10 protein-coding genes, 1 tRNA gene and 2 pseudogenes are annotated in these 21658 nt (G+C 69.3%); 2 read left to right on the top strand and 11 right to left on the bottom strand.

Annotated elements, in window-relative coordinates:
* Positions 1-313 (top strand): annotated as a pseudogene (locus ACIQG9_RS21755) (GntR family transcriptional regulator); the annotation flags it as partial.
* 453 nt (positions 314-766) lie between these two features.
* On the opposite strand, the gene ACIQG9_RS21760 reads toward ACIQG9_RS21755, so the two are convergent.
* The gene (locus ACIQG9_RS21760) at positions 767-1324 is read right to left on the bottom strand and encodes a hypothetical protein (RefSeq protein ID WP_400405222.1); all 558 of its coding nucleotides are present in this window, start codon (positions 1322-1324) and stop codon (positions 767-769) included.
* A gap of 13 nt (positions 1325-1337) precedes the next feature.
* A complete protein-coding gene (locus ACIQG9_RS21765) occupies positions 1338-3635 on the bottom strand; it encodes a polymorphic toxin-type HINT domain-containing protein (protein WP_400405224.1) in 2298 nt (765 codons plus the stop codon).
* A gap of 263 nt (positions 3636-3898) precedes the next feature.
* Here ACIQG9_RS21765 and ACIQG9_RS21770 point away from each other — a divergent pair.
* A pseudogene (locus ACIQG9_RS21770) lies at positions 3899-6560 on the top strand (FG-GAP-like repeat-containing protein); the annotation flags it as partial.
* A gap of 500 nt (positions 6561-7060) precedes the next feature.
* On the opposite strand, the gene ACIQG9_RS21775 reads toward ACIQG9_RS21770, so the two are convergent.
* The 9 genes from ACIQG9_RS21775 to ACIQG9_RS21815 all read right to left on the bottom strand — a co-directional run bounded on the left by ACIQG9_RS21775 (position 7061) and on the right by ACIQG9_RS21815 (position 21571).
* Positions 7061-7136: transfer RNA gene (locus ACIQG9_RS21775), tRNA-Arg, on the bottom strand.
* Positions 7137-7619: 483 nt separating this feature from the next.
* On the bottom strand, positions 7620-9008 hold the full coding sequence (locus ACIQG9_RS21780; RefSeq protein ID WP_400405625.1) for a glycoside hydrolase family 6 protein: 1389 nt from the start codon (positions 9006-9008) through the stop codon (positions 7620-7622).
* 719 nt (positions 9009-9727) lie between these two features.
* A complete protein-coding gene (locus ACIQG9_RS21785; protein ID WP_400405227.1) occupies positions 9728-10462 on the bottom strand; it encodes an SDR family NAD(P)-dependent oxidoreductase in 735 nt (244 codons plus the stop codon).
* 12 nt (positions 10463-10474) lie between these two features.
* The gene (locus tag ACIQG9_RS21790) at positions 10475-10612 is read right to left on the bottom strand and encodes a hypothetical protein (RefSeq protein WP_400405229.1); all 138 of its coding nucleotides are present in this window, start codon (positions 10610-10612) and stop codon (positions 10475-10477) included.
* Positions 10613-10663: 51 nt separating this feature from the next.
* Positions 10664-11104: a nuclear transport factor 2 family protein gene (locus tag ACIQG9_RS21795; RefSeq protein ID WP_400405232.1), complete on the bottom strand. Its 441-nt coding sequence runs from the start codon at positions 11102-11104 to the stop codon at positions 10664-10666.
* Positions 11105-11113: 9 nt separating this feature from the next.
* On the bottom strand, positions 11114-11992 hold the full coding sequence (locus tag ACIQG9_RS21800; RefSeq protein ID WP_400405235.1) for an SDR family oxidoreductase: 879 nt from the start codon (positions 11990-11992) through the stop codon (positions 11114-11116).
* Positions 11993-11995: 3 nt separating this feature from the next.
* Positions 11996-13318: a hypothetical protein gene (locus tag ACIQG9_RS21805; protein ID WP_400405237.1), complete on the bottom strand. Its 1323-nt coding sequence runs from the start codon at positions 13316-13318 to the stop codon at positions 11996-11998.
* Positions 13308-14474: an FAD-dependent monooxygenase gene (locus ACIQG9_RS21810; RefSeq protein WP_400405240.1), complete on the bottom strand. Its 1167-nt coding sequence runs from the start codon at positions 14472-14474 to the stop codon at positions 13308-13310. Before ACIQG9_RS21810 ends, ACIQG9_RS21805 begins: the two co-directional genes overlap by 11 nt.
* Positions 14471-21571: an amino acid adenylation domain-containing protein gene (locus ACIQG9_RS21815; RefSeq protein ID WP_400405243.1), complete on the bottom strand. Its 7101-nt coding sequence runs from the start codon at positions 21569-21571 to the stop codon at positions 14471-14473. Before ACIQG9_RS21815 ends, ACIQG9_RS21810 begins: the two co-directional genes overlap by 4 nt.
* Positions 21572-21658: the final 87 nt, after the last annotated feature.

Raw genomic sequence — 21658 nt, forward strand, 5'->3', positions numbered from 1 at the left:
CGGCGTTCTGCGCGAACCCATCGACGACCCCGACCTGCGCCGCAGAGTCACCGCCTACCTCGCCGACCAGCAGGCCATCACCATGCGCTACCACCGTGCCCGCACTGCCGACGACAAGAACGCAGCCCTACACGACCTGCTGCGCCATACCGACACCAACAGCGACCTCATCAACGAAGTGATCAAATACCAGGCCGACCGAGGCAACTTCGCCCAACAGCCCGAACACCTCCGTAGGCCCAGCAACGACGAGCACGCCCCGCCACCCGACAAGCGCCCCCGCAGCAGCCGCAACCGCGCACCAAAGCAGTGAGCCAGCCGAACCAAGGCCCTCGACCAAGATCCGACTGGCTCAAAACTGCTTTACAGGATCAAGAGCGCCCGGCTACGCCGGACGCACGCGCACGCGCTACAGCCGTCCCGGCCCCGCGCGCACGCGCCCACGCAACGAACGCTTGAAGACGGAAGCGGCACCATCTCGCGCGCACGGCCGTGACGATCGCTTCGACGGTCAGGCCGAGCGGCGGCTACTGGCGATCGACGCCGCACCGCTACGCGGCACGCCACCGAACACCTTCGCCCAGTCCCCCAGCGAACGCCAGCGGCCAGGCGCGACAGCCCCCTGTCCACATTGGGCAATCACATCGACGATCTTACATAGATGCGACCTGCCTGACGGCAACCGTGACGGCAACCCGAGCGAACTGTCACGCCCGTCGATGCACAACGTGACGAGCCAAATACGCTTCGGAGTCGTCCTTTGGGTCTACGAAATTGCCGGAAGGCTCTCCTGTCCGCGCCAAACTTCGGCAGACTCCAAAACGATTGGCTCCACCATCAATGCACCAGAAACATGGACGGCCCACCACAGCTCTTCACATGCAATATGGGCCTCGCCTTTCGTGTCAACCCACACATTCACTCGGCCGTCCACGCCCAGGGTCACATCCCACCATGACCATGCACGAAGACCAGGCTCAAAGCAATAAATCCAATCCCCGCTTCCCCAGGGACGACTATCCCGCGTCAGCAGGTATCGCCGTTTTCCTTCGTTGCCAGCGTCATCGTTTCCACCGGTTACCGACTCCTCATTTGACAACTCTATGAACCATTGAGGCAAGGCATCAACTGGCACATCTTCCTGATCGAAGTCAGCCGACCGCACAATATCGATGGCAGCTCCGATAAGGGTGCGGAGACGCTGAGCGTATGCCTCCGGACCCGCCGCAGGCACGACCACTAGCAGGGCTAATGATCTAACCGGCCCCTCGCCAGGCCGATGCATGACGCGGGCTGCCTCACTGGCTAGATCATAACGATTCATCCTCAACACTCCGTCATATCAGTCGACCCGATCCAGGAATAACCGCATCCAGCAATCCGTCGATATAGTGGGTCCGGGAGCCCAAGAGCCCAGGGCCATCAGATTGATCAGGAGCCATCTTACGCGCCTGGTTCCAGTCTCTTCTCGTCCCAGGCCATCCGCGCGGCATGCGTTGAGGCAGTGATTCGCTAGCAATCTGATCGACATAGGATCGCGGAACATCGAATGCTACGAGCTGGTCACCCTTAAACGCTGCTGAATGTGAAATATCCCCAGTCATGTTCAAATACAGTTGGCCCGAGCCAGAATGAGAAATGTTGCCATCGGCACCGACCGACAGTCGCATCGTTTCTGGGATCGAAGTGTCCTGCTTTCGATAAACGGTTACGTTGTCCCCGCAGTTGTGGACCAGGACTGGCGTGTCCCCTGCGACCACGTAGTACGTGTGGGTGTTGGCGACCGTGAGGTTGTGGACTCTGGTCTGTAGGACGGTCCACCGCTCGATGGCGGTGATCTGGACGAGGGTGCCGGCGCTGGTCCGTAGCCACTGTCCCGACCGCAGGTCCGTGGCGTGGATCCACTCACCCAGCTCGGGCACCCAGAACGGGTGCGCCTCGGTCGCTATCAGGTCGGCCGGCTCCGGCCCGTTGCCGTCGGCGTCGACCGTGATCCTCACCAGGTTCTTCACACCCTGGCTGGTGACCGCCGCGGTGACCGTCTCCACCTCGACCCGACCCGTCTGCGGATCGGTGACCTTGACCCTGTCTCCCGGCTTGACCTGCTCGATCGGCTTGGTCGACCCGTCGGCCATCAACACCCGGGTACCGGGAAGGAAACTACTGGGCCGAGTACAGGCCTCGCCGGCGCCGCCACCGCTGGCTCCGCCGTTGCTGCGTGCGGTCGCACCCGACGCACCACCCGACTTCGATTCGCCCCCGCCAGAAGAGGACGGCTTCTTGCCACCACCGCCGGACGCGGCGGCCGAGGACGCCTTCGGGTTGCCCTTGGCCTGCGCCTGCTTCTGAACTGGGTTACCCGTCTTCCGCGCCGCCTGCGCCGCCGCGTTGCTTGTCGTGTTGACCTTGTCGACCGGTTTCTTCGCCGCCGCCTGCGCGGCCTTCTTCGCCCGCTCGATCGCCAGCTTCTTCGCGTTCAACGCCGCCGTCTCGGCCGCTCGCGCCGCCGCTAGGACCACCTCGGCGGCCCGCTTCGCTGTCCGCCATGCCTGGATCGCGGCGATCGTCCGGTCGATAGCTCTGATCACGGCGGGGATCTTGCCGAGCTTGGCCCAGGGGATCGCCCCGATGATGAGGCTGCCGCACGCCCACATGTCGCCACCGAAGCAGTTCAGGGCGTCATTGATGCCGATGAACTCCTTCAGCATGTACCAGGCCGAGTCAAGGATCACCGACATCAACGACCGGCCCATGTTGGCCTGCGCCTGCGACACCTGCGCCGCCGACAGACCCGCACCTGCCAGCGCCGCCGCCATCTCCGATGCCGTCAACGCCACCGACAGACCCGACGGGTCCGAATGCGTCACCGGATTGCTGTGTGCGTACGTGTAGCCGTTGTTCTGCTGCGGGTCCGTCAAGTCCAGCACCGGGTCAGCCGACAGGAACCGACCCACCGACGGGTCGTACAGGCGCGCGCCGAGTGGCACGAACCCGGAGGCGTCGTCCCGGGTCGCGCCGAGGAAACCCGTGTTCGTCTGCATGTTCGCGCCCAGATCGGCCGCGCCACGTTGGTTGCCGAACGGGTCCTGCTTACGGATCCGCACCGGCATCCCACTGGACAGGCCCACCTCCGCATACGGGCTGCCCTGGTGGTCCCCGGCGAGGGCGACCAGGCCGGGGGCGTTGACGCCGTGGGCGTAGCGAACCACCGCACCACCGGGGGCGGCGTACGTGCGCTGGGTGTTCACCAGCGCGCCGCCCCTGCCGACGGTGACCTGCGACTCGCCCAGGTTGAGGGTGGCCTGCCGACCCTGGATGGTCAGCAGGCGGTTGCCGCCCGGCCCGTAGACGTGCCGGGTCTCCGACTGTGCCTCCCACTGCTGGGCCGCGGGGACGCCGTCGCAGGCGGCCAGCACGATCGGGGTGGCGTTGGTCGGGGCCGCGTTCTGCACGGCGAGGCACAGCCCGGAGGCGACGTGCCTGAGCTGGCCGGTCGACGAGCGCACCAGGTGCTGGGCAGCCGACCGGTCGCACTTCTGCAGGCGCAGCGTCGACCCGGCGGTGGTGGCCGCCGGCTGGACACACCAGCCCTCGGGACCGGCGAGGGTGCCCAGGTTCGGATCGTTCTGGTTCATGCCCGGCACCGGGGCGAAGGTCCACTTCTGGGCGGGCGAGCCGTTGCACGAGTAGAGCTGGATTGGCTGGTTGGCCTGGGCGAGGCCGGAGCTGAGGTCCAGACACTTGTCGGCCAGGCCGACGTACGGGGTCCGTCCCTTGCTGCCCAGGCCGGTGATCCGCTCGACCTTGCCGTCGTACGTCCAGGTCAGTGCCTGCTCGTCACCGTTGTTCGAGGTGACCGACTTCGTCTCACCGGTCAGTTCGTACAGCCGGTAGCGCGGACGTCACCAGCGTATTGGCCGAGCTGGAGACGGACGGACATACCCTCACCTACACCTGGCCAGGCCCGCTGCCGGAGCCGGTGCTCGACGGCCCGCGCGCCCTCTACCCCGAAGTGTTGCCCGGGGTGGACCTGCTCGTCGTCGCCCGCGAGGCAGGCGGCTTCGGTCAGTTGTTGATAGTCAAGAACGACGCCCCCGAGACAGTCCGGGCCGTCGGTGCGCTCAGCTACGGACTCCGCTCCACGACGGCGATCTTCCGGCACGACCCGAAAACCGGCGGCGTCCAGGCCCTCGACCCGGCCGACGGTCGGGAGGTCGCCTCGGTTCCCTCCCCCTTCGCCTGGGACTCCGCCGGGCGGGACGCCGAGAATCCCCAGGCGGTGCCGCGTACCGCAGTGGACACCCCGGCCGACGTGCTGCGGCTGTCCGGCCTCGCCGGCAGTGAACCGGGCGCTCGGCAGGCCCCAATCCGCACCCGGCTCGACGGTGACGGCACCGGTAACGCCCGGCTGCACCTGGACGCCGCCGGCACCGGTCTGCTCACCGATCCGACCGTCACCTTCCCCGTCTTCCTCGACCCGACCCTGATCAGCGGCACACTCGCCTGGGCGACCGTCTACTCGCAACACCCCAAGACCAACACCTGGAACGGCACCAACTTCAACTCCGGCACCTCCGATGCCCGAGTCGGTTACGAGCAGCAGACCCCACTGCGAACCCGCTCGTTCTGGCGGATGCAGTACCGCACCGATATGAGGGGCGCGGCGATCAGCTCCGCCAGTTTCAAGGTGCTGAACAACCACTCGTGGTCCTGCACCACACGGGAGATGCAGCTCTGGCTCACCGGAGCGATCTCCTCCGGCACCACCTGGAGTTCCCAGCCGAGCTGGCAGACGTTGCAGCAGAAGAAGTCGTTCGCGTATGGCTACGGCAGCAACTGCGCCGACGACTATGTCAGCTTCGACGTACGGAACGCAGCCCAGCAGGGTGCCGACAACGGCCTGGCCAACCTCACCTTCGGCATGCAGGCCACCAGCGAGTCCGACACGCTGACCTGGCGCAAGTTCAAGGCCACCTCGGCGGAGCTGACCGTCGTCTACAACCGGCCGCCCGGCATCCCGACGAACGTCACCTCGTCCCCCGGTGGCAACTGCGTGCCCGGGCCGGGCGGTGGCGTCACCGTCGCTCGAAGCAACCTGGTGCTTTCGGCGACCGCCGCCGACCCCGACGGCAACCTCAAGTCGCTGCGCTTCCGATTCTGGAAGAACGGCACGACCGTGCCCGCCGGTACCCTGGTCACCCCCAACAGCGCCGGCAAGGCCACCCTGACCGTCGTCGCCGGCACGCTGGAGGACAAGGCCGTCTATTCCTGGAACGTCCGGGCCGAGGACACCTCGGGCGCGGAGTCGGCGTACTTCCCGACCGGGGCCGAGCCCTGCCGGCTCACCGTCGACGCCGCCGCGCCGCCGGCACCGGAGGTGACCAGCGAGGTCTTCAAGGAGGCCACCGACGACGGGGCGACCTGGGCGACGGTGAAGTTCGGCGAAACGGGCAGGGTCAAGTTCAGTGCTACCGGCGCAACCCGGTTCACCTACTCCTTCGGCGGCGTCGGCAGCGTCCCGGTGACCGCCACCAACGGCGTCGCCGAGGTGCCCGACCTCAAACCTCGCCACACCGGTCCGAACATGCTTGAGGTGTACGCCTACGACGCGGCCGGCAATCGCAGCGAACCTACTCGCTACACCTTCTACCTGCCGCCGTCGGACCAGGCCGACGGGCCCGGCGACACCGGCGGCGACGGCATCCCCGACCTGCTCACGATCACCCTCGGCGGTGAGCTGCGCACCCTACCCCGGCGACGAGGGCGGCGAGCTACACGAATCCCTCACCAGCTCGTACGCTGCCGACGGCACACTCAACCCGCCGGGACACTGGCAACTCCGCGTCGGCCCAGCCGCGCTAATCACCAAGTACGGCGACACCTACCCGGGCGACGGCACCACCGACCTCTTCGCCCGTACCCCGGACGGCGGCTTCTGGCTCTACCCCGGCGACGGGTACGGCAGCTTCCCGGTGGACCGTCGGCTGCGGGTGCTGCTGCCGACCGGCACGCCCACCCTCCCAGCCCCGGCGACCTGGACGCAGATCAAAGCGGTCGGCGACCTCGACGGTGACAAGCTGCCGGAACTGGTCGTCCGCTCCGGGACCCAGTTCTGGGTGCTGAACGGCTACACCGGCGGAAGCTTCCAGTCCGCGACCCTCATGGACGGCACCGCCTGGTCCCGCCGAGAGGTCGTCAACATGGCGGACATCGACCTGGACGGCACGCCGGACCTGCTCTGGCGCAACCTGGACAACGGCAACATGTACGTGCGGCACGGCAAGCCGGGCACGGTGCCCGGCAGCGTCAACCTGGACTCACTCAAGACCGCCGTCAACTCCCGCGACGGAGACGTCTCGTACGGGACGGGCTGGACAGAGGCGGCCATCGACACGCTCATCGGTATTCCAGACGTGAACGGGGACCGGGTGCCCGACTTCTGGGCCCGGTTCTCCTCCGACGGGAAACTGCGGATCTACCACCCGTCCAGCACCAACACCGGCGGACCGGTGAAGATCGTCATCGAGCAGGACTGGGGAACGGTGAAGTCCTTCGGCTGACCGAGAACGGGCCTGAGCGGTCCTCGAGGGGCCGGGCGGTTGACCGCCCGGCCCGTCGTCGTCCTGGCCCCGTCGTCGCGCCAACCCCGACCGCCTGGGGTGTCCGCGCAGAGGTCCAAAGATCCGGGCGAGGTCCGCCGCGAGTCGGTCCCGTCAAGCTTCGAAGGGGAAGAAGGGCGTGATGGGCGACGCTTGGCAGCGGACAGAGCGGACCACCGACGCCGCGAATCGCCGAGGACGGCGAGACACGGCGCGGGCTCCCGCACTACCGACACCACTGGCCAGCATGTCATCGCCGCCTGCTACCAGGCCACCGGCGTGGTAGCAGGCCAGCACTGGCGTGGGATAGACACGCAGGGATAGCCATCGACACCCCACAGCGCGGATCCACCAAAACCTGATCGCTTACACGTGTTACCGGGTTTTCGGGGGACGGTTCAAAACCTCATAGGCAGAGATCTAACACCGGGTTGGGGTAGTGGCTGGTCAGAGACTCGCGGTGGTGCCCCCGGCAGGATTCGAACCTGCGACACACGGTTTAGGAAACCGATGCTCTATCCCCTGAGCTACGAGGGCGCGAGGGCCCAGTCTAGCGGCCTGCGGGTTGGTACGGAGTGGCAGGGAGTGGCACACGTTCACCTGCGGTGGCACCGTTCGTCCGGGCGGCTGCCGACCACCCGTCGACCACACGACCGCGCCCGGTGGTCGGCCGCTGGTAGCACACGGCTTCGACCCAGCCGCGCCAGGCTGCGAGGTTGACGTTGCTGAAATCCCGGAGGTGAGCCCGCACGAGCCCGCCTGCCACGAGTGCCCCTGCGCGACACACCGCGTACTGCGGTGCCGTCCGATCACGGCGTCCGACCGCTACCGCCAGCGCGAGTGGGACACCCGCGCTGGCAGGATCGGCTTGACCATGGCCGTCGCGGCCGTCGTCCTGGCCGCCGGACGGTGACGTTTGCTCACCCGTCATTCCGGTGCCGGCCGGCCCGTACCGCATGGCGGGGACAGGCCCGGCGCGGAGAGTGGTCCTCCGCGCCGGGCCTGCGGCATCGGGTGGGGTCAGCCGGCCGCGCAGGTGGCCGTCGCGCCCGGGCCGGTGCCGGTGCCCTGGAAGCCGAAGTTGGTCGACTGCCGGGCGCCGACGTGTCCGTTGTAGCTCACGTTGGTGAACCGGACGGTCCCACTGGTGCCGCTGGCCTGGGCGTTCCAGGCGCTGGTGACCGTGGCGCCGCCGGGCAGCGTGATGGTCACGGTCCAGCCGTTGATGTCCGCAGAGCCGGCGGTCACCGTCACGCTCGCGGTGAAGCCGCCGGACCACTGGTTGACCGACACTGACGCGAAGCAGCCGTTACCCGTCGGCGGCGGCGTGGTGGTGGGGGGAGCCGTGGTCGGCGGCGGGGTCGTCGGCGGCGCGGTGGTCGGCGGGGTCGTGGTCGGCGGAGCGGTGGTGGGCGGCGCGGTGGTGGGCGGGTTGGGCGCGCCGTTGGCCAGGCTGTAGGCCAGGTCCGGCTGGAACGAACCGGCCGTGTAGCGGCAGCCGTCCGCCTCTCCCGGCGGCTTCACCCAAAGGTAGGCGTCGATGTTGCTGTCGCCGGTGTTGGTCGTCGGGTACATCCCGATACGCCGGTCGGTGTTGTCGTCGCCGCACCAGTCTCCGCTGGCGCCCCCGTTGCGGCTGGTGTCGATGACCTGGCGCTTGCCCGGGATGCCCATGCCGGCGAGGGCGGAGATGACCGCCCGACCGAAGTTCGCCTCGCCGGAGGTGGAGTTGAAGTTCGACACGTTGGTGAAGAAGCCGTCGGCGTACTGCACGCCGGCCGCCCGGAGCCGGTTGGCCGTCTCGCCCGCGCTGTTCCAGGTGGAGTGGCCGCCGTCGAGGTACACCTTGGCGTTGGGGTTGGCCGACTTGATGGTCTGGGTGGCCGTCGTGATCGCCTGGTTGCGCGCGTTGATCTCACTGCTGTTCAGGCACGTCAGCAGGGCGAGCGAGTCGGTTTCCAGGATGATGACGACGGTCTGGTTGCCCAGCCCCCTGGCGAAGTTGGACACCCATGTCTGGTACTGGTTGAGGTCGGGTGCCCCACCCGCGCTGGCTCCGCCGCAGTCCCGGTTGGTGATCTCGTACACCGAGAGCACCGGGATCTGCTGCGCCGCGTTGGCGGCGCCGATGAACCCGGAGACCTCGGACTGCACGGTCGACGGGTTGAAGTTGGCGAACCAGCGGGCCTGCGGCTGACTCGCGATCTTGTCGCGGATGACGGCGGTACGCGAGTCGCCGGGGTTGGCGGCGGCCCAGCGGACGACGGCCGAGCTCGGATCGCGGTAGAGCGATCCGGACAGCGTGCCGGCGGAGGCGCTGCCGACGGCGAGGCAGACGCCGACGGCGGTGGCGACCGCGACGGCCGCCACGCTGGTGGCCGCCGATCTGCGGCGGAGCGAGGGGAGCATAGCCACGACGTGTTGCCTCCTGATCACATCGATGTTTCTAGGTTTATGGGAGCGTTTCCATGGACGGTAGTGGAGCCGCGCGCCGCTGCCAAGATGTGAAGACTCGTCGTTGAGGAAGCGGGCGCGTTCGGGTGCCAACGCTCGCCCAGGTCTGGGCGACGGGGCTGCGTCGACGCCGCGCGACGCGCGAGGAGCCAGACCGGCGCTCGCCTCCTCGTTCGTGGCGTAGCAGCGCACACCAGACCCCTCGCCGCGCGAGCCGCCACGGCGACCGCCCTGCGCCGGACGGCTGCGGATCGGTCGCTACCGGTCGACCGGGTCGACGACACCGCCGAGGCGGTGGACCGTTTCGAGAAGCGCGGCGTACGCCTGGAGCGCGCGGCCGGCCGCCGCCCGAGCAGGAGGACCAGGCGCGGCAGCGGCACGACGAGGCGGTCGACCGGTTGACCGCCGCACAGGACGCCGCCCGTACTGCCCGTTCCCGGCATCGGGACAAAGGCGGAGGCGTACCGGACGCTGCGCGACAGTGTCGGCGCCGACGCGGTGCTGGCCGACGTGGCCGCACCGCCCACGAAATCAGCGAGGCGGAGCAGGCCGTCGAGCAGGCCCGGGCCCGGCTCGGTGCCACCCGGGAGCGGTGGGTCGCCGCACTGACCCGGGTGGAGCTGGGCGCGCAGGCCGTGACCGCCGCCCGTCGAGCCGGACGTGCCGACCGGCGGTCAGGCTATCCACCGCAGGCCGCCGTTGACTTCGAGGATGTGGCCGTTGATGTAGGAGCTGGCGGGGGAGGCGAGGAAGATCGCGGCGGCGGCGACCTCTTCCGGGGTGCCGAGCCGGTCGAGGACGAGCCGGGACTGGTAGCGCTGCCAGCGTTCGGGTACGGCGGCGAGCCGGCGACCCATCCCACCGTTGATGTAGCCGGGGGCCAGGCAGTTGACGGTGACACCCTTGGGCCCGAGCTCGATGGCCGCGGTGCGGGTGAATGCCTCCACCGCGGCCTTGGTGGCGCTGTAGGCGGCGGCGCCGGGGACGGGTTTGGTCGCGACGCACGAGGAGACCGTGATGATCCTGCCCTCGCCACGGGTGGTCATGTGGGCGGCGGCCTCCTTGGTGCAGAGGAAGACGCCGGTGAGGTTGGTGCGGACGGTGGTGTCCCAGTCGTCGAGGGGAAGCCTGACGATCTTGCCGTCCCGACTCACGCCGGCGTTGGCAACCAGCACGTCGATGCGTCCGAAGCGATCCACCGTGGACCGCATGAGGTCGCGGACGGACTCTTCCTCCGTCACGTCGACCCGCTGGTAGACAAGGCGGTCGGTGGTCACCTCCCCGATGTCGTAGGGGTTGCGGGCCGCACAGATCACGGTTGCGCCCTCGGCATGGAACTGCTCGGCGATGGCCCGGCCGAGGCCTCGGGTGCCGCCGGTAACGATAATGATCTTGTCGGCCAACCGCATTGGTGCCCCTCCCTAGGCCGCGACTTCCAGCACCTCGTTGGACAGCCGGGCCGGTACCCGGCCCGGGTCGACTGCCTCGACCAACTCGGCCCGGGACCCGGCGGGTGCCGGCCGGAACCGGATCCCGTCCGGCCCGCACGGCGACAGCAACGGGTTCTCTTCCTCGCGTGTCCACTCCGGAACGCGGTCGCGCGGGCCGGCCTACGCGGCGTCGATCTGCTCGATCGTGTCCAACCCCAGCGCCTCGATGACCGGCATTGGGTTCCAGAAGTCCTTGAAGTGGACGAACTTCCCGCTTCTGGTCCGTACGACCGAGATGTAGGTCTGGTGGAAGTCGCGGCCGGTGGGGACCGCCTTGCCGTCCGCCCGGAACTCGGCGATCACCAGCTCGGGGTCGACCGTGTCGTGGAAGACCAGGTCGGCGAAGCGCACCCGGAGCAGCTCCGGGAAGTTCTTCATGTGCGCGTACAACGCGTCATGGCCGGCGAAGCGGAACGGCACACCCGGCGGGCCGTACGGGAACTCCAGCACACCGTCCGGCGTGAACAGATCGACCCATTCCCGGATCTTGTCGGCCTCGATGTACTCCAGGTTTCGAGCGAACGCCTCCTGCGCCCGCGTACGGATCTCCTGGTCACTCATGGGTCCTCCTCAGTCGGTCGAGACAAGTGGGGACAGCCGCCTGTCGAGCGCGGAGTCGGGGAGCAGCCGGGTCAGCACCCGCGTCCTGCGCATGTCCGCACCGACCGGATAGCGGGTCCTGGGCCGCTGCGCGGTGAGGGCCTCGGCCACCACCGCGGCGAAGTCGTCCGGGGTGGTCCGGCAAACCTCGAGCTGATGCGCGTTGATCGCGAGGAATCGGTCGAACGATCCCCGGTACAGGTCACGTCGTTGGGCCGTGGCCATGATGTCCCGGCCGGCGCTGGCCATCTTCTCCCAGATCGGGGTCCGGATCGCACCCGGCTGGACCACCGACACCGACACCCCGAACGGCGCGAGCTCGCGGCGCAGCGCGTCGCTCATGCCTTCCTTGGCGAACTGGGAGGCGGCGTACGCGCCGAGGTAGGGCAGGGCGATGCGGCCAAGGCCGGACGTCACGTTCACGATCCGGCCCCGGCGGGCGCGAAGCTGCGGCAGGAACGCCTGGATCACCGCGAGCTGGCCGACCAGGTTGGTCTCCAACTGCAGCCGCAACTGCTCGGCCGGCAGGCACTCCAGCGGGGCGGGAACGCTGATGCCGGCATTGTTGACAAGACCCCACAGCCCCGGGGAACCCACCGCGGCGGACACCTCGTCGGCCGCCGAGCTGATCTCGTCCGGCTTGGTGACGTCCAGGATGATCGGGGAGATGCGGTCGTACCGTGACTCGGCGAGGAGCTTCTGGCCGTCCTCGGTGCGCCGTACGGCCGCGAACACCCGGAAGCCGCGCTGCTCCAGATGGGCGGCTCCGGCCCGGCCGAGCCCGGAGGACGCACCGGTGATGACCACCGACTTTCCGTTCGGCGACAGCGGTTTTGGCCTTCTGAACACGCCCTACTCCTCTCCCAGTGCACCGAGGACCGCGTCGAGGCTTGCCGCGACGAGGCGTTCGGCCCGATCCCGCGTCAGCCCGCCGTCGACGTAGCTGAAGTTCCAGTGCAGCCGGTCATGGCTCGTGTTGACCGTGGCGACGAAGTACCCGACCACCGACAGGCCGGCGAGGAACTGGGCGCCGGATAGCTGCCACGGCCCGATGCTGGCCGGGAAGTCGTACCGTCCGATGTTGGAGATGCAGAGGTTGACCGGGCCCTGCGTCTCGATGAACTCGAACAGCGGCGCGCTCTCCTCGATGGTCATCGGGCACGAGCCGCCGACCAGGTTGACCATGCCGAAGTGCTCACCGCGGCGCTTACGCCTGACCAGGTCCCGGCTGATGGTCCTGGCCATCGACCAGAGCGACGTCTCGACTGGGACGAGCGATCCGACGGTGGCGACATAGGTGCCGACGGCGGTGTCCGGCACCGGTGGCACGAGCCCGTCGCGGAAGTTGATCGGCGAGCCGATCGCCACGCCGGCGGGGCTTTCCGGGCCGTCGCCGGCCACGGCGGCGACCATGGCGGCGGCGAGCACGCCGTGCACGGTGGTGCGCTCGCGGCGGCAGGCCCGCAGCAGCGCGTCGACCTGGTCCGCCGAGAGCGACCGGTGCACCACGCGGGTCCGGCGGGCGGGGAACGGCACGAACTCGCTCGGCTCCACCCTGGCGGGCCGCAGGCGCCGCAGCCGGCGGTCGTCGCGACTTCGTTGCCACCGCAGGCGACGCGCACCGGCCCGGCCACGGTGCCGTGGTGGAAACATCTCCTCGCACGCCGGCAGACCGGGCTCGCGCACCTCCGACCCCAGGCCGGCGGCGAGCGTGAGCCAGTCCTTGACGAGTGACAAGACCGTCGTGCCGTCGGCGATGCAGTGTGGCAGCGTCAGGATCAGGTCGTGTACGTCGTCGTTGGTCACGACGACCGTGCGGCACAGCGGGCCGGTACGCCAGTCGACGGCCCGGACCACCTCGTGCTCGTTGATCTGGCGAAGCCAGTCGTCGTCGGCTGTGCCCGCGACCCGGCGGAGCGGGATGGGCGCGTCGGTCGGCACGAAGCAGGGACCGTCCGCACCGGCCTCGATCGCGACGCGCAGCAATGGGTGACGCACCCGCAACGCGTCGAGCGCCTGGCGGAGCAATGACGGGGTCAGCCGGCCGGTGACCCGGACGCGGGCGATGACGTTGAGCGGGGACACCTGGTCGGCGATCCAGTACCAGCGCTCAAGTGGGCTCAACGGCCGGCGGACCACCGGAAGCACAGCCCGGGGCGAAGCCTCAATGGCCATGATCATGCACCGCCGGCGGTCGCGCGTCGAAAGTCATCGCCGCCTCGTTGCGGCCGTCGAGCACCGATCGCGGCACGAATCGCATGTAGAGGTTGCGGAGCAAGCTGGCGACCGGCCGGTCGAGCTGCTCGACGCGGCTCAACGCGAAGGAGCCGTCCACCATGAGCCTGGCCCGTTCCCGGCGCTCCGCCTCGTACCCCCGCAGGGCCCTGTCCGCATCGGCGGCGTCGCCGAGGTGGTGCGCGAGGACGACGGCGTCTTCCACGGCCTGGGCGGCCCCCTGCGCCAGGCTCGGCAGCATCGGGTGTGCCGCGTCACCGAGCAACGTCACCGGCCCGGTCCCCCACTGCTCAAGGAACGGACGGTCCTGGGCCGGCACACTGATGATGGCCGCCGCCGGTGTCGCGGCGATCGCGGCCCGCACCTCCGGTGCCCACCCGGCGTAGGCGCGGAGGATCTCGTCCTTGCCCCCGGCCCATCCGCGGGCATCCGGGACGTTCCTGGTGCCCCACCAGTAGATCCGCCCGCCGCCGATGTCGACGAGCCCGAACCGCTGCCCCCGGCCCCAGTAGTGGGCGCAGTACCCATCGGTCACGGTGGGGTGTCGGAACGGCACGGTGGCGAGCCAGCACACGTAGCCCGGCTCCCGGGCCTCCTCCGGTCCCACCAGCTGCCGCCGGATCACCGAGTGGAAGCCGTCCGCCCCGATGAGCACGTCACCGCGCGCCACACCGCCGGCCGCGAAGTCGACCCGGACACCGTCGGCGTCCACCTGGAACCCGGTCGCGGTGGCGCCGAGCCGGACCGCCGTGGCGTCGAGGTGCTCCAGCAGCGCCTGCTGCAGATCCGCGCGGTGGATGGCGACGTTTTGCGCGCCGAGCCGCTCGCCGATGTGCCCGAACGGGACCCGCCGGATCCGACGACCCCGGGCGGTGCGGAAGTCCAACCTGTGGTAGACGCTGCCCCGCCGCTCGACGTCGAGCTCAATCCCCAGGGTACGCAGGGCGGTCCGCGCGTTGATCGACAGCGAGAGTGCCGACCCCGCCGGGCGCAGCTCGCCGGCCCGTTCGTAGACCTCGGCGTCGACACCGACCTGGCGCAGGCTCGCCGCCGCCGCGAGGCCGCCGATGCCGGCGCCGATGATGATCGCCTTCACGCCGCCGCCTCCCGGCTGTCCAACGCCTCGGCGATCCGCCGCGCGACCTCGGCCACGTAGGGTTCCTCCATCAGGACGAGGTGGTCGCCCGGCACATCGACGACGTCGATCCGCCCGCTGGTGTGCCTCGCCCAGCCGTTGGCGGGGTCGGTGTGGAGGGTCCCGGCGGCGGTGTGCATGGGCAGCAGCACCATCGGCAGCCGGTCGCTGGCCCGGACCAGGGTGAGGTCCTGGTCGAGGACTCCGGGCTCATAGGCCATGAGCGCCTCCCAGTGCGCGGAGAACATCCGGAACAGCCGGCGTACCGACGCCCGCGAGCTGCCCGGCCGCAAGACCCCGGCAGCGGTCGCGCGCGCCATGATGAAGTCGAACTTCTCCTCCTCGGCGAGCCCGTCCGGGATGGCCTCGACGGGTGCGTTGCCGCTGCGCTCAAGCCAGATCAGCTCCCAGAAGAACCATTCCAGCAAGGCGTTGTCGGCGACCGGGTCGCGCTTGCCCGGCCGGCGGGCGATGGGATCGAGCAGGATGAGCTGCTCGACACTTGCTGGATCCTCGCGCCGAAGTTGGCGCGCCAGCTCGAATGCGACGACACCGCCGAAGGACCAGCCGCCGATGCGGTACGGGCCGCTCGGCTGGACCCGCCGGATCGCCTCAAGATAGGTACCCGCGAGTTCGGGAATCGACCCGAGCGGCGTGGACCCGGGGTCGCTGCCGGCCGCCTGCAATCCGTACACCGGCTGCCCGGCCGGCAGGTGCTTGGCCAGGCGCAGGTAGCAGAGCACGTTGCCGCCCAGCGGATGCACGAGGAAGAGCGGTGTTCGGTCGCCGCCCGCGCGGATCGGCACCAGCGGGTCGTAGGTCAGGCTGGCGCCGCCCGAACGCAGCAGCGCCGCCAGCCCGGCGACGGTGGGCGTGGCGACGAACGCGGAGAGCGGCACGCTCACCCCGAACCGCTTCTCCAGCACCACGACCAGCCGCATCGCCGTCAGCGACGTACCGCCGATCTCGAAGAAGTTGTCGTGCACGCCGAGCGAGGGCAGGTGGAGCAGCTCGGTGAGGATCTCCACCAGGGAACGCTCGTAGGCGTCGCGCGGTGCGACCTGCTCGGCGGCACTGACGGCAGCCAACGGGATCCGGCGCAGCTCCGCGTCGTTGCGCTTGCCGCTCGACGTCAGCGGCATCCGGTCCAGCCAGGTGATGTGCGACGGCACCAAATGGTCCGGCAACGACTCACGCAGCAGGGCACGCACCTTGTTCAGGTCGACCGCACCCGCGTCACCGACCAGGAACGCGGCGAGGAACGAGTCGGCGCCATCCCGCCGCCGCGCGACGACCGCGGCCTCCCGGATGCCCGGGAAGCGCTGCGCCAGAGCCATGATCGCGACCTCGACCTCAAGCGGCTCCACCCGGTAGCCACGGATCTTGGTCTGGGTGTCGGTCCGCCTGGCCCAGACCAGGTCTCCGCTGGGCAGCACCCTGGCCAGGTCACCGGTGCGGTAGAGCCGGCTGCCCGGCTCGCCGTACGGGTTCGCGACGAAACGCTGCGCGGTCAGCTCCGGCCGACCGTAATACCCGTCGGCCAACGCGATTCCACCGAAGTACAGCTCGCCCAGCACTCCGCGCGGCACCGGGCGCAGCCGCTCGTCGAGCAGGTAGAGCCCGACGTCGTTGATGACCGGACCGATCGGCGGCAGATTCGGGAACTCCGCGGGGTCGCCGGCCAGCGGGTACGCCGTGACGAGATGCGTTTCCGTCGGGCCGTACTGGTTTTCGAGAACGGCACCGGGCAGGGCGGCCATGAACTGCCGGATCTCGGCCGTGACCCGTAGCTGCTCGCCCGAGGAGATCACCACGCGAAGCCTGCTCGGAACGATGCCGAGCATGGTCGCGGCCTCGGCGAGTTGTTGGAGGGCGACGTAGGGCAGGAAGATCCGCTCGACCCCCTCGCGGTCGAGCAGGCGCAGCAGGCTCGGCATGTCTCGCCGCTGCTCCTCGTCGATGATCCGCAGGGTGCCGCCGCCGCTGATCGTCGTGTAGATCTCCTGGAACGACACGTCGAAGCTGAGCGGCGCGAACTGCAGGGTCGTGCCACCGACCGCGCCGCTGGGCACGTTCGTCTGCCAGGCCTGATAGTTGTCCAGCGCGCGGTGCGGCTGGGCCACCCCCTTCGGGGTGCCGGTCGACCCGGACGTGAACAGGATGTAGACGAGGCTCTCCGGATGGATCGCGGGAAGCGCGACCGGATCGGCGTCCGCCATGATGGACTCGTAGGTCACGAGCAGGGCCGGATCCACGATCAGGCCGGCACGCTGGGCATGCCCGACGATCCGCACGGGTGCGGCCTGCTCGACCATCGCCGTGATCCGCTCCTGCGGGTAGGTGACGTCGATCGGCACGCACGCCGCACCGGACTTGGCAATGCCGTAGATGGTCGCGATCATCTCCGGCGACCTGTCCATGGCGATCCCGACACACGTGCCCGGACCCGCGCCGAGCGACACCAGCCGCCAGGCCACCCGATTGACGATCCGGTCGAACTCGGCGTACGTCCACCGCTCGGTCCCATGCGCCACGGCGATGGCGTCCGGGGTGCGCGCCGCATGGCGCTCCAGCCGCCGCACGATGTCGCTCGGCGGCTCGATGGCGGGCAGCGGCTTGGCCGGCGGGTCGGCCAGGAACGCGAAGTCCAGCGCGCCGTGCGGGTCGTCGACGATCCGGCGCAGGATCGCGAGGTAGTAGTCGATCAAAAGGTCGGTCTGGGCCGGCGTGATCGTGCGGCCGTCGGTGTCCACCCGCAACGAGATGTGCCCGTCCGTCGGGCTGACGACGGCGTTGAGCAGCAGCGTGAAGTTGGTCTCTTCCCGGGTCTGGAAATCCAGCAGCTCGATGCCGGGCAGTTCGAAGATCGGCGTGAGCACGTGCATGTGGACGTAGTTGAAGACGGTCTCCAGCACCGGTGCGCCGCCCCGGTCGTGCTGGATGGCATGCAGCGGGTAGCGCCGGTGCGGGTGGATTTCCCGCTCCTGGCGGTAGACCTGGCCCACCACTTCCAGCCAGGTCTGCGACGCCGGGCCGACCCGCAGCGGCACGGTGTTGAGGAACAGGCCGGCTATGCTCTCCGCTCCGGGTCGCTCCGGGCGGCCATGCGTGATCAGGCCCGTGGTGACGTCGTCCGTCCCGCTCAGTAGCCGCAGCGTCAGGCAGTGTGCGGCGAGCAGTACGGACTTCACCGGCAATTCGTGGGATCCGGAAAACTGCCGCACCCCTGTGTCGAGCCCGTCCGGCAAGCTGACCCAGCGGGTATTCACCTGGTCGTCACCGGGCGGCTCGTACTGGCGGAAGCCGTCGAGCTGGGTCAGCTCGGCACCCTTGAGTGCCTCTCGCCAGAAGCGCTTGCTGGCGGCCGACTCGATGGTGCGGCGCTCGTCGAGCACGTACGCCGCCGCCGAGGGCGGCGCGGCGGCCGGGACCGGTGCGACGGCCACACCGGACAGGTGCAGGTAGTCGCGCAGTAGCTCGCTGATCAGGCTCGCGACGCTCCAGCCGTCCAGGATCACGTGGTGGAAGCTGAACACCAGGTCCACCGTGGTCTGCCGGACGTGCGCGCGGATCAGGTACAGCGGGGCCCGGTCGAACTCGTACCGGTGGCGGCAGCGCTGCTCGATGTGCGCGGCGACCTCAGCCTCGGCGGCGTCCTCGCCGGCCGCGCGGAGATCGGCTACCTCCAGCCCGCCGTGCGCCCGCGGGTGGATCAACTGGAGGGGCTCGGAGAAGCTGCCCACGTCGAATGAGGACCGCAGCACCGGGTGCCGCTCGACAAGCCGGTCGAACGCCTCCCGCAACGGCTCTTCGCGCCACGGCATCCGGACCGTGTAACGGAAGACGTCGTGGTAGACGGCCGACCCGTCGTGTTCCGTGCTGTGGTACAGCAGGCCCAGTTGGAGCTGCGTAGCCGGGTAGGCGTCCTCGACGCCGGACAATCGCGACCTGTCCAACCCCGATACGAGCTGGAACGGGGCGAGGTCCGGGATCGAGTCCGTCAGCGCCCCGGTCGAGACGCGGTGCGCCAGGGCGGCGATGGTCGGATACCGCACCAGGTCGGCCAGCTCGAAGTAGAGCCCCCGCTTCTCGGCCTCGGCTCTGACCCGCAGGGCGAGGATCGAGTCACCACCGATGGTGTAGTAGTTCCGGTGGATGCCGATCCGCCCGACGCCCAGCACATCCGACCAGATCGCCGCGAGCGCCGCCTCGATCTCGGTGCGCGGCGGCTCGTCCGGCACGTCCACGGCCGCCGGGGACGGGAGCGCGGCCCGGTCCAGCTTTCCGTTCGGCGTCAGCGGGATCCGATCGAGCCGTACGAAGAACGCGGGAATCATGAACTCCGGCAACGTGTTCACCACGTGCGTCCGGAGCCGCGCCGGGTCGACCTCGTCGCTGGCGACGTAGTACCCGACGAGATAGGTGCCCCGCGCCTCGGACCGGTGGTCGACCACGATCGCGTCGCGCAGACCGGGGAACGTGGCAAGGCTGTCGCGCACCTCCCCCAGCTCGACACGATTGCCCCGGATCTTCACCTGACCGTCGATACGGCCCAGGAACTCAAGGTTGCCGTCGGCCAGCCAGCGCGCGAGATCGCCGGTGCGGTACATCCGCTCGCCCGGGTGGAACGGGTCTTCGACGAACCTCTCCCCGGTCAGCTCCGGGCGGTCCAGGTAACCCCGGGCGACACCGGCACCCGCCACGCACAGCTCGCCGGCGACCCCGGCCGGCTGAGCCTCGCCGTGACGACCCAGCACGTACAGCCGGATGTTGTCGATCGGGCGGCCGATCGGCACCCGGGACACCGGCCCCGGCGGACAGTCGAAGGCAGACACGTCGACCGTGGCCTCGGTCGGCCCGTACAGGTTCACCAACTTCGGGCCGCCGGCACCGAATATCCGGGTGAACTGCTCGACCCTGCCCGGCGTCAGCTCCTCGCCGCTGCAGAAGACCAGCCGCAGCGTGCCGGCGGAGTCGCGCAGCCGTGGCGAACGCTCGATCAGGTCGAGGAACGGTCCGAGCATGGACGGCACGAAATGGATCACGGTGACGCCGTGTGCGGCGATCGCGCCGAGGATCGCCTCCGGATCCTTCTCCGCGCCGGCGGGTGGCAGCGCCAGCCCCGCTCCGGCGATGGTCCACCAGAACAGCTCCCACACCGAGACGTCGAAGGAGATGGGTGTCTTCTGCAGCACCACGTCGGCGCCGCCGATGGGATAGCGCCGCTGCATCCACACCAACCGGTTCACCACCGAGTGGTGCTCCACCATCACGCCCTTGGGCTTGCCGGTCGAGCCCGAGGTGTAGATGACGTACGCCAGGTTGTCGGCGGTCGCCAGCGGCTCGACCGGCGCTCGCGAACCGGTCAGCGCGTCGACGTCGCGCACCGCCGCGTCCACGGCGGGCGGCCTGGTCGCGCCGGACACGAGCACGACCGTGGCGCCGCTGTCTTCGATGAGAAACCGGATGCGGTCGGCCGGGTAGCTGGGATCGATGGGCACGTAGGCACCGCCGGCCTTGAGCACGCCGAGGATGGCGGTGAGCATCGTCGCGTCACGCTCGATCAGCACGGCCACCCGGTCGTCCGGCCGGATCCCGTCCTGGCGCAGGGCCCGGGCCACCTGGTTGGCGCGAGCGTCCAACTCCGCGTAGGTGAGGGCGCCGGTCACGACCGCTGTCCGGTCGGGCGTGCGTGCGGCCTGCTCCTCGAACAGGCCGCACAACGTCTGGTGCCTCGGGTACCCGATCCGCGCCGGGTTCGCTGCCTGTACGAGGCGTGCGTGCTCGGCCGGCGCCAGCATCGGGAGACTCGACACCGGCGCGTCGGGCGCGTCCAACGCGTTGCCGATCAACGTGGTGAGATGGCCGGCCAGCGACTCGATGGGAAAGTCGTCGTCGAACACGTCCGCGGCGTAGTCGATGTCGATGACGACCGGGCCGTCCGCGGTGAACTCGTTGACGACGATCGCCAGCGCGTCGGTCTCGTGGGCGTGGCCGTACACCATGGTTTCCCGTACCACTCCGGGAATCTCCGCGGAGCTGGGCCACCGCATGGACGACAGGGTCACGTCGAACAGGTGGCGCGGCCCGGAGTCGGCAGGCTTGAGCTCCCGGAGCAGTTCGCCGGCCGGCAGGCGTTCGTGTGCGCGCATGGCGCGGGTGGAGCCGCGAAGGCGCGTCACCAACTCCCGAAACGTGTCCCGCCCGGTGGTGTTCATCCGCAGGGGCATCGCGTTGGCAAAGTGCCCGACGGTGTTCCGCTCGGCATCGCTGCGCCGGTTCAGCAGCGGGACGCCGAAGACGACGTCGTCGGTGCGGTGAATGCGGGACAGGTAGATCGTCAACGCGGCGGCGACAATGGCGAACATCGAGCCGTACTCGCCGGTCCGGGCCCGTTCGACGGTGAACGTGTGGCGGCCGGTCCGGTACGAGCCACCCGGTGCCTTCCTCGTGAACAACGCCGGCTGGACTCCGGCGAGCTCTTGGCGGTAGAACGCGATGTCCGCGGCACGTTCGTCGGAGTTCAGGTAACGGCCCGCTTCGGTCACGAAATCCAGGTACGACGGCGCCCGATTGGCCGACTCCTGCTGGTATTCCGCCCTGATCTGGCTGATCAGCAGGTAGATTCCCCACCCGTCGCACACCAGGTGGTGCACGTTGAGGTAGACGTAGACGCTGGACTCGCCCTCCTTGAGCAGAGCCACGTCGAACATCCTGGCGCGCTTGAGGGAGTACGCGCGGGAGAACGGCCGCCGCATCCACGACAGGCACGCCTGACGGGGGTCCCGGTCACCGGACAGGTCGACGACCTCGATGTCCGGGACGTCGTCATCCACCCACTGGTACGGCGTCCCGTCCGCCTCGTCGAACCGAAGCCGCAGCCCGTCGTTGCGCCGTACGACCCGCTCGACACACGCCTTCAGGAGAGGCAGATCCAGTTTTCCGGTCAGTCGCTCGTAGACAAACGTGTTGAACTGCGGAAGATCGGGATGCAGCGAGCTGGCAAACCAGAGTTCAGACTGGTAAGCCGTCAGCGGAATGCGATGGGAGAGGCCCACGCCACGAGACTGCCGAAGGTGATCGACTGCCGGCACCCTCCAGAGTGCGTGAACCTGCGGGAAGTTGAGGCGGTGGCTCGCGGCCGT

The organism is Micromonospora sp. NPDC092111, from assembly GCF_044755745.1.
In the GTDB taxonomy this organism is placed as follows: domain Bacteria; phylum Actinomycetota; class Actinomycetes; order Mycobacteriales; family Micromonosporaceae; genus Micromonospora.